This window comes from Myxococcus llanfairpwllgwyngyllgogerychwyrndrobwllllantysiliogogogochensis, from assembly GCF_006636215.1.
Taxonomy (GTDB): Bacteria; Myxococcota; Myxococcia; order Myxococcales; family Myxococcaceae; genus Myxococcus; species Myxococcus llanfairpwllgwyngyllgogerychwyrndrobwllllantysiliogogogochensis.
On the sequence record NZ_VIFM01000060.1, the window covers coordinates 1 to 14,662 of the forward strand.

Here is a 14,662-nt window from a genome sequence, read left to right on the forward strand (position 1 = left end):
GTGGGAGGGCAGGGCGCCCTGGTGCTGTTCGACGGGGTGCTCAAGCCCGAGCACGCGCAATGGCTGCGGCGCGAGCCTCCCGCCCTGCTCCTGGCCACGCGCGAGCGGGACGGCGGGCCCTCCATGTGGGAGGTCCGGCTGTTGGGCGCGCTCTGGAAAGAGGGCTCGCTGCTGCCGGAGCAGGCGGAGGTGTCGCGCCATCCGCTGCGCCGCATGGTGGACATCAACACGGCGGCCACGGCGGCAGCCGTGGCGGTGAGCGACGCGCAGGGCAGCCGCGTCTCGGCGGGGCTGGTGGCGGACGTGGTGCATGAAATCGCCGTCAACGCGCTCCTGGATGCGCCGGTGGATGCGCGGGGCGAGCCTCGCTACGCGCACCGCCGCACAGAGGTGCGCGAAGTGGAGGCGGAGGACGCCTGCGAGCTGGTGTTCGCGGTGGAGGACGGCCGGATGTGGCTGGAAGTGGCGGACCGCTTCGGCGGCCTGCGGCCGGGCTCGTTCGCCCGGGCGCTGGAAGGGTGGGGACAGCGCGTGAAGGTGGATGCGTCTGGTGGTGGAGCGGGTCTTGGATTGCGTCGCATCCTCGAGCACTGCGACACGGTGGCGGTCCGGGTGACCGCTGGCCGGGAGTCGCGAGTCGTGTGCGTGGTGGACCTGGGAGACGCGCGCCGCCGCGCGGCCCAGCCCAAGTCACTGATGTTCTGTCTGCATGAGGTCAGGGCCGGTGGATAGCCAGGGTTCCAACGCCATCATCAGCCGGCTCCGCGTGGGTACCATCACCCACGTCCGGATTGCTGGTGTCATCGACGAGACCTTCCCGCTGACGTCGACCCATCCGGAGCTCACGGGGCTCCTGGTGGTCGACCTCGGCCGGGTGGAGCGCATCAGCTCCTTCGGGGTCCGTCGGTGGATTGAATTCGCCGCGAAGCTGCCTCCGGGCGCGCTGGGGCTGTACGTCGTGCATGCGCCCCCCGTCGTGGTGGATCAGCTCAACATGGTGGAGGGCTTCGCGGGCGTCGCGCGCGTGCTCTCCGTCCTCGCCCCGTACACCTGTCGCACCTGCAACGAAGACCGGATGCGGGTGGTGAACCTGGTGGACGAGGCCCAGGTCATCGCCGAGGAGCGCGCGCCCGAGCACACCTGTCCCGTCTGCTCCAACCCGCTGGAGTTCGCGGACCTGCCGAGCGAGTTCTTCGACTACGCGCGCCGGCAGCAGTTCGGCACCGTGGACCCGGTGGTGATGCGCTACCTGCGCGCGAGCATGCCGACGGAGCAGTCGGAGCTCCCGCAGCACCTGAAGATCGTCCAGGACGACGTCACGTTCATCTCGCTGGCCAGCACGCTCAAGGGCGACCTCAACGTGCGCAGGCTCGCGTCCGGGCTGGAGGGGCGCGCCGCCTTCGACTTCAGCCACGTCAGCAAGGTGGAGCCGGAGGCGCTGCCCAAGCTGGAGCAGGTGCTGGACACCGCGGCGCAGGGCGCCCAGGTGGTGCTCTGCCGCGTGCCTCCGCCGGTGCTGGCGATGCTGGCGCGCTCGTCCAAGCTGATGCCGGGCCGGCTGGCCACGCTGTGGCTGCCGTGCGAGTGCCGCAACTGCGGCCAGGTGAGCCACCAGCGCATCCAGGCGCACGAGTACCTGGCGCAGCTGCGCGCGCACCAGACGACCATCTCCATCGAGTGCCCCATCTGCGGCGGCAGCGCCCAGGTGCCGCACATGCCGCAGCTCCAGGGGTTCCTGGCGCGCGTGCAGCTGACGGACCGGCCCCTGGAGGACATCGAGGCGTTGGAGCCGCGCGCGCTCAGTCAGTACCTGTTCGGGTCCACCAACATCGACCCGCAGGCCAACAAGGGCTCGCCCACCGACATCTCCAACTCGCTGGGCAGCACCAAGCTCAACATCATCCGACGACTGGGCCAGGGCGGCATGGCCGAGGTCTTCCTCGCCAAGCAGGTGGGCGTGAAGGGCTTCGAGAAGTTCGTCGTGATGAAGAAGATCCTCCCGCAGTTCGCGCAGAACCCCGAGTTCGTGGACATGCTGTTCGCGGAGGCCCGAGCCAACGCGCGGCTCACGCACCCCAACGTCGTGCAGACCTTCGACGTGGGCGTGTCCGACGGCGTCGCGTACATCCTGATGGAGTACGTGCGCGGGCCGGACATGAAGCGGCTGGTGAATGAGCTGCGCCGCAAGGGCATGGCGCTGCCGCTGGAGCACGCGCTGCGCATCGTCGCGGAAGTGGCCGCGGGGCTTCACTACGCGCACGCCTATGTGGACCCGGCGGGCATTCCGCACCCGGTGGTGCACCGGGACGTCAGCCCCCACAACGTCCTCATCTCCCTGGACGGCGCCATCAAGCTGAGTGACTTCGGCATCGCCAAGGTGGCGGGCGAGGAGAACACGCAGGCGGGCGTGCTGAAGGGGAAGATTTCGTACATCTCCCCGGAGGCGGCGTCGGGCCGTACGCTGGACGCGCGCAACGACGTCTTCGCGCTCGGCGTCGTGCTCTTCGAACTGCTCACCGGACAGTTGCCGTTCCGCAGGGACCACGACGCGGCCACGCTCAACGCCATCGTTCGAGACCCCGCGCCCGTCCCCTCGCAGCTGCGTCCGCAGATTCCGCAGGACGTCTCCGACCTCGTCCTGCGCGCGCTCGTGAAGGACCCCGCGCGCCGCACTCCGTCCGCCGCGGCGATGCGTGAGGAAATCGAAGCGGTGATGGCGCATCACCGTCTCAACTCGTCTCCGGCGGCGGTGGCCCAGTTCTTCAAGGACACGCTCGGCGACCGGCTGGTGGAGTACGCGCCCTCGTCCGCGTCGGGAACAGGCAGCCATCCCAAGCCCGTCCCCACCGGCACCGGCACGGGCAGTGGCAACGTCGGCAGTGGCGACATGGTGGCCCCCAGCGATGGGAGGACGCCGAACCGGGGCACGAGCAGTGGCCCGAAGCCGACGACCGCGGGCAGCGGCAACATCCCGCGTCCGACGGGGACGGGCAGCGGCAACGTGTCCGCGCCGCCCGTTTCGTCCAGCGTCCCGCGTCCCGCGCCTGTCGCCCCCCGGCCCGCGACGCCGCCTCCCGTGGCCCCGCGTCCTCCGACGCCGCCTCCCGTGGCGCATCGTCCTCCTCCGCCTCCTCCAGCCCTGACGCCGCCGTTGCCGATGCTCCCGGAGCTGGATGCCTCGGACCGGACCGAGGTGGTGTTGCTGCAGGGGAATGTGCCGCCGCCTCCCGCGCCTGCCCGGCCGGCTCCCGCGCCGCGTCCGTCGCAGCCGGGACACACCGCGGTGCCCGCGCCCCAGCGGCCTTCCTCGACGATGGTGCCCGCGGCGGGTGTGGCGCCTCGCCCCGGGCAACCCAGGCCTTCTTCACCGACGCATCAGAGCCCTGTCGCCGCGCCGCGTCCTCCGCCTCCGGTACAGGTGCACGCGGTGCCCGCGGCGGCGGACGAGTCGGAGCGGCGCTCGTCGCTGAAGTGGGCGGCCATGGGTGGCGGCTTGCTGCTGGTGGTGGCCGTGGTGGCGGTGGTGCTGCTGCGCGGCTCCGACTCCATGTTCCGCAATCTGGAAGAGGGCGAGCACGTGTACGTCGGCGGCGTGCGCCTGGAGTCTGGCGCGCAGACGTTGCCGGCACCGCCCTCGGGGCCGTTGCTCATCGCCACGGCGGTGAACGGCAAGCTGCGGCGGTTCGGCACCACGCAGCTGCGCGAGGACATCGACGTGCGCACGCTGGCGGATGCGATGCCCCAGCCGGGGACTCGCGGGGTGCTGAGCGTGGCGAGCAGCGCTCCGGGCTGCCAGGTCCAGGTGGATGGTGCTCCGCTGCCCAACCGCACGCCGGTGAACAAGGCCTCCATCGAGGCCGGCAGGGAGCTGGAAGTGGTGGTGAGTTGTCCTGGCGCCGCGAGCAAGCAGTGGGTGCTGGCGGTGCCGGGGCAGGAGATTGTCCTGACGGCTCAGCAGCACGACTGAACGGCTGGCCTCGGGCCGCCTTCGGGCGCCCCACGAGGTTGAAGGGCATGTGACCCATGAAGGGCTGGACCTTCTTCCCTCACCTCGTCGTGCGGACGACGGGTTTCCCATTCGACTGGTTGGAGCGGTTGGGATGCCCGGAGTCGGCGGCGTGGGCGCGTCGTCTCGAAGCGGAGCGGCGCGGGCTGGAGTCGCTGCGAGCCCAGGGGCCTCGCGTGCGCCGCCCTCCGCGAGAGCTGCTGGCGGCGCTCAAGGCGGGGCGCCCCGTCAACACGGAGGGCCTGGAGTCTCCCGAGCGCTTCGCGGAGTGGAATGTCCGCGCGGCGGCGGCCCAGGAGGCCGAGGCGGGCTTCGCGGAGGCGATGGAGCGGGAGCTTGCGGCGGTGGAGGCCCAGGCCGTGGCCCTGTGTCGCGAGCCGCGCTTCCTGGAGGCCGTGGCCAGCTCCAGTCCGCCGGTGGCAAAGGACCTGCTCGCGGGACGAGAAGGCTCGCGGCTCCGGCGGCAGGTCGCCAGCTATCTGCAGCGGCTGTGCGCGAAGAACGAGACGATGGGCTTCTTTGGCCCCATCAACTACGGCCGCGTGGACCCGTCCACTCCCACGGGCGTGACGTTGCGCTGGTCCGGTCCCGAGACGCTGGTGGGGCGCAACACCTTCGCGGCCTCGTGGCTGGTGCAGGGGTTGGTGCGAGCCATCGCGTTCGACCCCGACATCGCGTCGTGGCTGGTGCCGCGCCGCAAGGCCTTCGCGGAGATGCCCGCGCGCAAGTCGGGCCCCACGCCGGAGAGCGCGGAGGAGCTGCTGCCTCGGTTGGTGGAGCTGGCGGATGGGACGCGCACGTTGGCGGCCCTGGCCTCGTCGCTGGGCGTGGCGCCCGGTCTGGCCCGCGAGGCGCTGCGGTTGGGCTGTGACAAGTCGCTGCTCACGCACCAACTCGAGGTGCCCTCCGCGGTGCACCATCCCGTGGATGACCTGGCCGAACGTGTCGCCGCCCTGCCAAGCGGAGGGGCCCGACGTCACATCGAGGGACTGAGCGCGCTGCTGGAGTTGATGGGGCGCTACGGCGCGGCGGACGCGAGCGGGAAGATGTCGCTCCAGGACGCCTTCGCGAAGAGGGCAAAGGAGCAGTGGGGCGTGGCTCCTCCGACGGAGCGAGGGCCCGCGTCCGAGTCGCACAACTTCTACCAGGACCGGCTCGCGCTTCGGGAGGAGTGCGGAGGCGACTTGCGGCTCGAGGTGGGCGGCGAGCGTGCCCGGGAGCTGGGGACCCGCATGGAGCCGGCGCTGGCGTGGATGGCCGAGGCGGCCTGGCGCACGCGAGACGCGGCCCGCGCGGCGGTGGCGCAGAAGGTGGGCTCGCGCACGGTTCCCTTCTGGAAGGTGGCGGCGGCCAGCGCGGACCTGCCGGTGCCGCTGGACACCTCCATGGCGGAGTTGCTCGCTCAGTCGATTCCGAGCGCGGACGCGCGCACCGTCGAGCTGGGTGCGGTGGAGCCGCCCGCCTGGGACATGGCCCGCGCACTGCCGCTCGTCACGTCGGTGGATCTGCTCGTTGGCGCGAAGGACGTGGAGGCGTGGGGGCAGGGCGACTACACGCTGGTGATGGGAGACATCCACGACACCGCGCTCGTATGGGGCTGGGCGCTCCAGTTCCACCCCGCGCGCGGCAAGGTGGAGAGCGCCATGGTGAGAGCGCTCGGTGCGCTTCCTCGCGCGATGCCGCTGGTGACGGTGCTGCCCTCTCGTCGCACGGGACTGTTGCCGTCGGAGTTTCCAGGGCCGGTGGTGGAGCTGGGCGGGGTGAGTTCCCGTGCCTCCGCGTGGCGGATTCCCCTGGATGACCTGTTCGTGGAGAGCGACGGGAAGAGCGCGCGGCTGGTGTCGAAGCGGCTCGGCTCCGAGGTGTGTCTCTACAACGGCGAGCTGGAGAGCGCGGTGCATACGGCGTTCTCCCTCCCACGCATCCGTCCGCTGCGGGTGTCGCTGGGAGAGCACACGCCCCGCGTGACGCTCGGTGGGGTGGTGGTGCAGCGTGAGCAGTGGCGGCTGGACGCGGCGGCGTGTGAGGCGTTGCTCGCGTGCAAGGATGACCGCTCGAGGCTGCGGGTCGCCGTGGGCCTGTGGGACGCGCGGGGCCTTCCCGAGTGTGTCTTCGCGAAGTTCAAGGGGGAGCGAAAGCCCGTGCTGGTGGACGTGCGCAGCCCGCCCTTGCTGCGCGTCTTCCTCAACCTGCTGGAGCAGAAGGAAGAGGTCATCCTCTCGGAGATGTTGCCCGGACCGGAGCAGCTCTGGCTCCGAGGCCCTGGAGGGCGCCACACCGTGGAGCTTCGCTGCACGTTGATGTGGGGAGGCCCGAGGGCCGGCGCACCTCCGACGTTGGAGGAGGGGAGATGAAGTGGCTGGTTCTACCGCCACACCGGGACGTGACGCTCGTTCCGGAAGTCCCCGAGGGGTGGCACCTATTGGACCTGGCGAGGGACTTCGTCCGCCGGGTCTTCTCCGCGGAGTCGATGGAGGCGGAGGCCCTGGTCCGCGAGTCGTCGCCCCCGTCGCCACAAGCGATGCGCGAGCTGCTCCTGCTGCGAGTCGCGCAGGGACTTCGCGACAGAGGCCCCATCCCGGAGCTGCGGGCCCTGGGCGCGGTGCTGACGGCCATCTCCGGCCCGCCTCACGGTGTCCACCTGCGGTTGGATGATGTGGAGCTGGAGTCCGGCACGACGGAGCGGAGCGGGGATGTCCAGCGTGTGGCGGGGTTGCCCGCGTCGTACTCGGATGACGTTGCGGATGTCCTCGCGCGCTTCGAGGAAGCGGAGTGTGTCCGCTTGTGGCTGGAGCGAGACCTCCAGCTTCCCGCCGCGGTGACACTCGCGCAGGCGTGTCCGGCACACGTCGCCCTGGAGGTCGCGGGGCCCTTCGCCTGGGCGCATCGCAAGGTGCTGGCGCGGATGCCGGCCTTCCGGCGCGCCGCGTTTCCAGAACACGTGCCCCCGCTGCGCTGGCGGGTGGTTCCGCTGGACGGTGCCCCTGGCGCTGACGATGTCCTGTGGGTCCCCGACGGGCTGGGGCTGGAGGTCATTGCTCCCTACCCATGGGGCGATGAGCAGGACTGGGCCTACCTGGAAACGCCACCGGCCGGCGACGCGGAACCGGAGGCGCGGCGAAGCGCGGGCTGGCTCGGTGCCTGCTTTCTGAAGGATGTGCGCGCCTTCACCGGGGGGGCACGCTGGGCGGGCCACGTGTCGCTTGGCTCACTCCTGGCGGCCGATGTGCTCGTGGAGAGCGGCTGCCAGACGGTGGTGGTGGGCTTCTGCCTCATCGAGAACGGCCGGGTGATGGACATCGACCGCCGGTTCATTCCGGTGGAGCAGCTCGTCCAAGGCCACCAACGCCTGAAGGCCGCGGGTGTGCGGGTCGTCGCGGAGTGGTGGGTGGGCGCGCCGGGTGTGGACGAGGAGTCCCTGGACGTCACGCTGGCAGCGATGGAGGGCGCGTGCTTCTTCGACCAACTCGCGGGGGTGCGCCCGTTCCACGCGTCGGTGGAGCGCATCGCTCGAGTTCGCGACCTGGGCCGCTGGTGGGGACAGCCTGGTGACCCGCCGGCGGACCGGGACTTGTCCCGCAGTCGCCCCATTGAAAAGCCCGGCACGATTCCAGGGGCGCGCCTGCCCTCGGTGCTCACATCGTTGGCGAGCCGCCTGCTGAGTCGCTCCCCGCTCATTCCGGGCCGGGTCGCGGCGGCCTTCATGCTCGCGCCCGCAGCTCCATTGCTTGGCGACGACACCGCGCATGCAGCCGCCGCGACTCCAGCGCCTGTACGCGCGACGAATACCGCGAATGGAACTGCCACGCCCGCAGCGCAGTCCTCGCACGAGGTCGCCGCGACTCCAGCGCCTGAACGCGCGACGAATACGACTCATGGAGCTGCCACGCCCGCGGCGCAGACCTCGCACGAAGTCGCGGCGCCCGTGGTTCCAGCGCCCGAGAAGGAGCCCGCGAACGAAGCCGCCGCGCTCATCCGGCTGGACGCGGACTGCGCGGTGGTGCGGCTGCCGGCATCGCTCGATGGTGCCCCGAAGCCCACGTGGTATGCGGCGAACCTGCGCACTGGTGTCGTGCTCGCGATGGATGCGCGCCTCGCGCCGGTGCTGTCCCGACTGACGGCGCCCACCACCGCATCGGCCGCGCTGGGCGTGGTGCCGGAAGCGCAGCGAGCGAAGCTGGTCGAGACGTTGGTGACGAAGTCCATCCTGGAGAGGACGCACGGATGAGCGAGCGCTGGACCTTGGGCGAGGTGTTCGTGCTCCGGCACGCCGGCTTCCCATTCGATTGGCTGGAGTCGCTCGGGTTCTCCGACGAGGTGCTGGGCGAGGCGAACCTGCTGCTCGACGACGAGCGGGCGCTCCTGGACGCGGTGCGCGCCGAGGGCGACGAATCGGGGGCGAAGGCACTCCAGGATTCGTTCGAGCAGGGCCGCGTGCCCACGCTGAAGTCCCGTCACGGCCAGACGAGTCGTGACGCGCTGGAGCGCTATCGCGTGAGGCGCGAAGTCCTTCAGACTCGGTATGCGAATGAGCGCACGGACCTTCGCTTGAAGCTGCGAGAGCGCGCGGCGGACCCCGCCATCCAGGAGGCCGTGTTCCTCTCCAGTCCGGCGATGTTCGACAACGTCTGGGCCCGCTACCTGCGAGGGGGCGAGCAGAAGGACACGTCCGACGCTCGCCGCGTGGACCGACAGGTCTACACGTACCTCCAACGCTTCTGCGCGAAGAACGAGACGACCAGCTTCTTCGGCCCCATCTCCTACGGCGAGCGCACCGACGCGGATGACTTCGACGTGCGCACGGTGGCGAGCGGCGACACGAGCCGGCGCACGTTCTTCTCCTTCTGGGCGGTGACGGAGCTGGCGCGCGCGGTGGGGCGCGAGCGGACGCTGCGGCCTCACCTGCCACTGCGCCTCAACCCCCTCTTCACGGTGTCCCCGGGCCGCGCCGCGTGCGAAGCCCTGCAACTGGAGGTGCCGCTGGCCGAGGGCGCCGAGAAGCTCCTGGCCGTGCTGCGAGCGCATCCGACGCCCGCCGCCGCCGCGCAGGTGCTCGGTCTCGCGGTCGAAGAGGTGATGCGCTCGGCCCTGCCCCTGGTGAAGGGCGCGTTGCTGCTGTGGGGGCTGCCGTTCCGGCCCAACGACTTCACCACCTTCGAGAGCGTGCGTGACTCCGTCGCGGCCCTGCCGGCGCTGGAGGCCCGCGCACTCTGGTTGGCGCGGTTGGACACACTCTCGCGTCTGAAGGCCGAGTTCGAGACCGCGAACCTGACGCGTCGTCGCGCCTTGTTGCCGGAGCTGGAGGCCCTCTTCACGGAGGCCACGGGCAAGCCCGCGCGGCGCGGTGACGGCCAGGTGTACGCGGACCGGCTCATCATCTACGAGGAGGCCAGCTCTCCTTTTCGTCTGCGCTTCGGCCAGCGCTTCACGGAGGAACTCGAGTCCGCGCTGACCGGTCCCCTGGAGCTGTCCGCGGCCTACGGCGAGCGCGTGCAGCAGGGCTTCCGCGAGCAGGTCCGCGACGCGCTCGGCACCGACGAACGGCCGGTGGACCTCCTGGAGTACGCGGTCCGGCTGCGTCCCGACCAGGTCACGGGCAGCCGCTTCTCTCCCGTGCCTCCGGTGTTGCTGGACGAGGATTCCTCACGGGCACGCTCGCTGCCGGTGGACTTCCTGGGCACGTCCACGCCGGGCGGCCGGTATGCGCTGCCGGATGTCTGCCTCGCGTCGAAGGGGGAGGGCGCCGGGTTCGAGGTGATGCTCGCGCGCGTACACCACCACCTGATGCTGCGAAGCTGGCTGAGCGCCTTCTTCCCGTCGCGGGAGCGGTACTCGGCGGTGGCCGCGCGTTGGCTGGACGCGGACCCCGCGGCACGTGGACTGGTGGGCCTGTCCATCCGCCGTCGCAACAAGGGCTTCTACGTGTTTCCCGGTCGGCGCCTCGTGTACGCGGTGTCGGACGTGCTGGACGTCGAGGACGGCGCGATGACGCCAGCCGACGTAAAGGTGCTCCCGACGTCGCAAGGGCCGGTGTTGGTGGACGGGAAGGGTGAGCGGCTGCACCTGTACCTGCCCCTGGATGACTTCTCGTCCTATCCGCCCTTCGCCGCGCTGGCGCATCCCCAGGTGCTCCATGCCCCGCTGCGCACGAAGGGCAGCCACCTGCCGCGGCTGAGCATCGGCGGCGCGGTGTACCAGCGTGAGCGTTGGGAGCTGACCTCGGAGAAGCTGGCGCGCCCCACCGGCTTCGACCTCTTCCTCGCCGCGCAGCGCGAGCGGCGTACGCGCGGGTGGCCTCGCTTCGTCTTCATGCGCAGCTCCAAGGAGCGCAAGCCCTACCTCATCGACACCGCGAGCCCCTTCGCCCTGGACCTGCTCTCGCACCTGTCGCGCGAAGCCGAGCGGCTGTCGGTGGAGGAGATGTACCCGGCCCCCGCGCAGCTCTGGCTCAAGGACGCCCGGGGGCGCTACACCTGTGAGCTGCGCATGCAGTTCACTCGCTGGAGCGAGGGCACCCCTCCGCTTTGACATCCGAGGCGCGTCCGCGAACAGAATGGGGCAAAGCCACGGCCAGCCACCCTGGAGAGCCCATGTCCGGAGAGAACACCGTCGTTCCTGAGACTCGGAAGCTGAAGCGCCCCGTGGAGGAGATTCGCGCGGAGCTGCTGGTCGACGCGGACGTGAAGGAGCAGGCGCGCCTCCTCCAGATTTCCGTCGAGGCCTACGTCGAGAAGATCCTCGACTACGCCCAGCACCCGCAGAAGCAGATGCCGCTGCAAATCACCCTCGACGGTGACCTCAAGGCCAAGGACCCCAAGGCCGCCACCGTGGCGGAGATCCAGGACCATCTGGACAAGCTCATCAGCGGCGAGGTGATCATCAGCCGCGCGCAGATGCGGGACGGCTTCAGCGCGGGACAGGGTGACGACCGCTACAAGGCCGCGCTCGCCTCGGACGCGGTCCTCAAGGGCGCCCCGGAATCCCGCGGTGGAACGCCTCCGCCCCAGGACCCCCAGAAGGGTTGATCGCCTGATTTTCGGCGGCATTTCTCCCCGGGTGCCGACAAGGTGGGATGTAAACCCACGGAATCCCGGGGACTTTGGCGGACGGTGGGATTTGTTCCAGGCCCCACGGAACTTCGGGAGCGGTGGACCGATAACTCCACTGTCAGGCTGGCTCGCGGCGGACGCGGAGCGATGCCAGACCTCGGGAGATAGCGACCATGGGGCTCTTCAAGGACGTTCTCGGCAAGGCGCTGGACATCATCAAGCCGGCCCTCACGGCCATCAACCCCGCGCTCGGTATCGCGGCGGGCTTCGTCAGCGGCTTGATGAAGGGCGAGAACCCCCTCCAGGCCGGCCTGGGCGCCGCCATGGACATGTTCCCTGGCGCGAGTGTCGCGAAGAACCTGCTGAACAACTTCCCCGGTAAGTCCCTCCTCGAGGGCATGGGCGGCAACAGCCTGGTGAGCGGTCTGCTCGACAAGGTCTCCAAGCCGAGCCAGGTCACCGACCTGCTCACCGACGTGATGAAGGCGAACACGGAGAAGGGCCTGTCGGAGCAGAGCCTGAAGAACGCGCAGGAGCTGTTCGCCAAGCGCATGGCCGAGACCGCGGTCGCCTGATTCACGCGGTCGACTTCACTTTCGCCCTCCCCCCCGGGCGCCGCACCCTGAAGCAGGGTCGGCGCCCTTCGTGTATTCAAGGGGCAACCCCTCGCATTGCCTTGGTGAGTCTCGCGGATGAGTTCCAGCTCGGATGTCGTGGTCCTGGGTGCCGGTGTGGTGGGGCTGTCGGCGGCGAGGCGGCTGGCGGCCACCGGGGCGCGCGTGACGGTGCTGGACGCAGTGGACCCCGGCGGCAGGGGTTCCCGCGCCGCCGCGGGTGTGGCGATTCCCTCCGTGCGCCTCTACGACGACCCGGCCATGCTCGCCTTCTCGCAGGCGGGAAGGGCGACGCTGGCGGACGAACTGGCCTCTCTTCCGGAGGGCCACCTGCTGCGCCGGGGCCAGGGCATCCTGCGCATCGCCGCGGATGCGAAGGGGCGTGACGTGCTCGCCGAGCGCGCGGCACGGCATCCGGACGAGCTGGGCACGTGGGTGGATGCGGCCCGATTGGTGGAGCTGGAGCCCGCGCTGGAGGGAACGCCGCTGCTGGGCGCGTTCGAGTCCGCGCGGGGCCACATGGTCGACACGGAGGGCTACGTCAACGCGCTGCTGGGCGCGGCGCTGCGCGCGGGTGTGCGGCTGCGGCTCGGTGAGTCCGCGCGGTCCGTGGAGGAGACATCCGACGCCGTGGTGCTGCGGACCGACCGCGAGACGCTGCGCGCGGACCAGCTCATCGTCAGCGCGGGGCCGTGGTCATCGACCTTCCCGGGGTTGCCACCGCTGCCGCTCAAGCCGGTGCGCGGGCAGATGCTGGTGGTGCACCAGCCGGGCCTGTCCCTCTCTCGTGTCGTCTCCGGGCCCACGTACCTGGCGCCCTGGCGCGCGGGAGAAATCGTCGTCGGCGCCACGGAGGAGGACGTCGGCTTCGTGGAGAACGTGACGCCCGCGGGCCTGCTGCACCTGAGCGCCACCGTGGCGAAGCTCGCGCCGCGTCTGCGGGAGGCTCGCTTCGTGCGCGCCTGGGCGGGCTTGCGCGCGGTGACGCCGGATGGTCGCCCGTACCTGGGCCGCTACCCGGGCACTCAGCGCACCTTCGTCGCCACGGGCCTGGGAGGGCAGGGCATCCTCACCGGCGCCCACGCGGCGACCGTGCTCGTGGAGCTGGTCGCGTGGGGACGAACGGAACTCGCCGCGCCCTTCGCGCCGGGCAGGGCGTCGTCGTTGAAAGCCGTCGTCGAAGAGCGTCGCTAGTACAGGCTGACCGAGTCGAAAGGCCGGTTCAGCTTCGTCCGGGGGCGGGGCAGCAGGGCTTGCACCGCCGCGGCGTCGCCTCTTCCCAGCGCGTCGACCAGGGCTTGCGTCTCCTTGGGCCACGTGGAGCTGGCGCGGGCGCAGCGCAGGGCCTCGGACCAGTCCGAGCGTCCGGCGGCCAGGGCCAGCCCCGCGAGGCTCTCCGCTGCCTTGAGCGGCTCGCCGATTTCGCGCGCGTGTTGCTCCGCGCGCGCGTACCAGTCCACCGCCGAGTCCATCTTCCCGTCGTCCAGGAACATGCGCCCCAGCTCCGAGGCGATGACCTGTCGGTGGAAGGAGTCCTTCAGGGCCTCCGCGCTGGCATACGCCTGCGTGAAGTGCTCCACCGCCTCCGCGCGCGCTCCCGAGGCGAACTCCAGCCCCGCCAGCCGGTAGCGGTGGTGCTTGGAGAAGTTGACGCCCCACTTCTCGCTGATGCCCTCGAAGCGCCGCCACGTGGCGATGGCGTCGGAGAACTGCCGCGCCGACTCCTGGAGGTAGCTGGCGTTGGAGATGAGGTTGATCTTCAGATGCGTGGCGCTCGCGTCGTGCAGGTCGCCCACGCAGCGCATGGCGAGCTTCTCCTCCACCAGCGCCTTGTCGAGCTTGCGCTCCTGGAACCACGTCAGCGCGCACACGTTGCGCAGCCAGCCCTCCTGGAGCGCGCGGTCCGGCGCGGTGCTCTTCGCCAGCGCGGCCACGCCCGCTTCCACCTCGACGCGCGCATTGGGGAGCTGGCCGAAGCGCTTGGTCAACGTCAGCGCGCGGAACATGTGCAGCCTCGCCACCAGCTCCGGAGGGATGTGGCACTCCAGGCCTCGGCCGAACGCCTCCATCGCCGCGTCGTGTGCGCCGGTGAAGACATGCACCACGCCCATGCTGCGGTGGAGCAGCGCCTTCAGCTCATCCACGTCGCCCAGACTGCTCCGGTCGATTTCGATGGCGGGGGTGGAGAACCCCGTGTCCAGCACGTCCCACGCCTGGGCCACGCGCGAGGCGAGGTGCGAGTCCGGGTCTCCGTCCAGCAGCGCCAGGCCGTGCTCCGCGGCCAGCAAGGCGCCCTCGTAGTTCGTGGTGAAGAAGCACTGACGGATGGCGAGGATGGCCGCCGCCACGCGCGACTCACGCGACTCCGAGCCATCCACCACGAGCCGCAGGTAGCGGCCCTCCAGGTCCACCGCCGGCTCTTCCCGACGCGAGGACACCGGCCCCGGGCCCGACGCGTGGGGGACTCGCAGCCTGTCGCTCAGCGCATCCAGGTAGGCCTGCCGTCGCGACTCGAAGACGGCGGCGCCATGGGGACGCCGCATCCTCCAGCCGGTGAACAGCAGCGTCCCGTCCAGTCCGTCCAGCCGTGCCCACTCGGCCGCGCGCATCACCGCGCGCAGGCTGACCAGGTCACACTCTCCAGCGCCGTGGAGCACCAGGGGACGGCCGCTCACGCGCAGCGTCTCGACGATGGCGCGCGCGGCGACGGTGAGAATCCAGAACGCCTGCTCGGATTCGCGGTGGAGCCGACGCTCGGAGGGAGAGAGCGCCAGGTCACCCAGGTCGGCGGCCCCCTGGATGGCGCCCGGAAACAGCCGGTTCCACTCCGAGGGATGCGCGGCGGCCACGGCGCGGACGACCTCGGGAGCGGTCTCCTCGCAGGCACGGAGGACCTTCCTCAGTCCTCCAAAGGCGGTGGGCAGCGCCACCCCCACGTCCACTTCGATGGCCCGGGAAGGCAGCGCGGAGGGAACTCCCTGCTCCACGGACAC

General features: G+C 70.7%; 9 protein-coding genes. 8 read left to right on the forward strand and 1 reads right to left on the reverse strand.

Annotated features, from left to right (window positions below; all coding sequences use genetic code 11):
• The 8 genes from FJV41_RS17130 to FJV41_RS17165 all read left to right on the forward strand — a co-directional run.
• Positions 1 to 732, forward strand: a 732-nt coding sequence (locus FJV41_RS17130) for a hypothetical protein (protein ID WP_141643570.1), incomplete at its 5' end; no start/stop codon positions are given.
• A complete protein-coding gene (locus tag FJV41_RS17135; protein ID WP_181790707.1) occupies positions 725 to 3,967 on the forward strand; it encodes a serine/threonine-protein kinase in 3,243 nt (1,080 codons plus the stop codon). The genes FJV41_RS17130 and FJV41_RS17135, both read left to right, overlap by 8 nt.
• A 56-nt stretch (positions 3,968 to 4,023) precedes the next feature.
• Positions 4,024 to 6,360, forward strand: a complete 2,337-nt coding sequence (locus tag FJV41_RS17140; RefSeq protein ID WP_141643572.1) for a lantibiotic dehydratase — start codon at positions 4,024 to 4,026, stop codon at positions 6,358 to 6,360.
• Entirely contained in the window at positions 6,357 to 8,234 is a 1,878-nt protein-coding gene (locus FJV41_RS17145) for a hypothetical protein (RefSeq protein ID WP_141643573.1), read from the forward strand. The genes FJV41_RS17140 and FJV41_RS17145 overlap by 4 nt, the downstream gene beginning before the upstream one ends.
• Positions 8,231 to 10,534 (forward strand): lantibiotic dehydratase, encoded by a 2,304-nt coding sequence (locus tag FJV41_RS17150; protein ID WP_141643574.1) that lies wholly within the window; start codon positions 8,231 to 8,233, stop codon positions 10,532 to 10,534. The genes FJV41_RS17145 and FJV41_RS17150 overlap by 4 nt, the downstream gene beginning before the upstream one ends.
• A gap of 62 nt (positions 10,535 to 10,596) precedes the next feature.
• Positions 10,597 to 11,031 (forward strand): hypothetical protein, encoded by a 435-nt coding sequence (locus FJV41_RS17155; protein WP_141643575.1) that lies wholly within the window; start codon positions 10,597 to 10,599, stop codon positions 11,029 to 11,031.
• A gap of 197 nt (positions 11,032 to 11,228) precedes the next feature.
• Positions 11,229 to 11,630 carry a hypothetical protein gene (locus FJV41_RS17160; protein ID WP_141643576.1) on the forward strand — a complete coding sequence of 134 codons (402 nt, stop codon included), beginning with the start codon at positions 11,229 to 11,231 and terminating at the stop codon, positions 11,628 to 11,630.
• Positions 11,631 to 11,747: 117 nt separating this feature from the next.
• Positions 11,748 to 12,863, forward strand: a complete 1,116-nt coding sequence (locus FJV41_RS17165) for an NAD(P)/FAD-dependent oxidoreductase (protein WP_141643577.1) — start codon at positions 11,748 to 11,750, stop codon at positions 12,861 to 12,863.
• On the opposite strand, the gene FJV41_RS17170 is transcribed toward FJV41_RS17165, so the two are convergent.
• Positions 12,860 to 14,662, reverse strand: a complete 1,803-nt coding sequence (locus tag FJV41_RS17170; RefSeq protein ID WP_246137251.1) for a tetratricopeptide repeat protein — start codon at positions 14,660 to 14,662, stop codon at positions 12,860 to 12,862. The genes FJV41_RS17165 and FJV41_RS17170 overlap by 4 nt on opposite strands.

What these genes read in the sequence shown, in the direction of transcription:
- FJV41_RS17140 (WP_141643572.1), top strand. Translation starts at nt 4,024, where the DNA reads ATGAAGGGCTGGACCTTCTTCCCTCACCTCGTCGTGCGGACGACGGGT.
- FJV41_RS17145 (WP_141643573.1), top strand. Translation starts at nt 6,357, where the DNA reads ATGAAGTGGCTGGTTCTACCGCCACACCGGGACGTGACGCTCGTTCCG.
- FJV41_RS17150 (WP_141643574.1), top strand. Translation starts at nt 8,231, where the DNA reads ATGAGCGAGCGCTGGACCTTGGGCGAGGTGTTCGTGCTCCGGCACGCC.
- FJV41_RS17155 (WP_141643575.1), top strand. Translation starts at nt 10,597, where the DNA reads ATGTCCGGAGAGAACACCGTCGTTCCTGAGACTCGGAAGCTGAAGCGC.
- FJV41_RS17160 (WP_141643576.1), top strand. Translation starts at nt 11,229, where the DNA reads ATGGGGCTCTTCAAGGACGTTCTCGGCAAGGCGCTGGACATCATCAAG.
- FJV41_RS17165 (WP_141643577.1), top strand. Translation starts at nt 11,748, where the DNA reads ATGAGTTCCAGCTCGGATGTCGTGGTCCTGGGTGCCGGTGTGGTGGGG.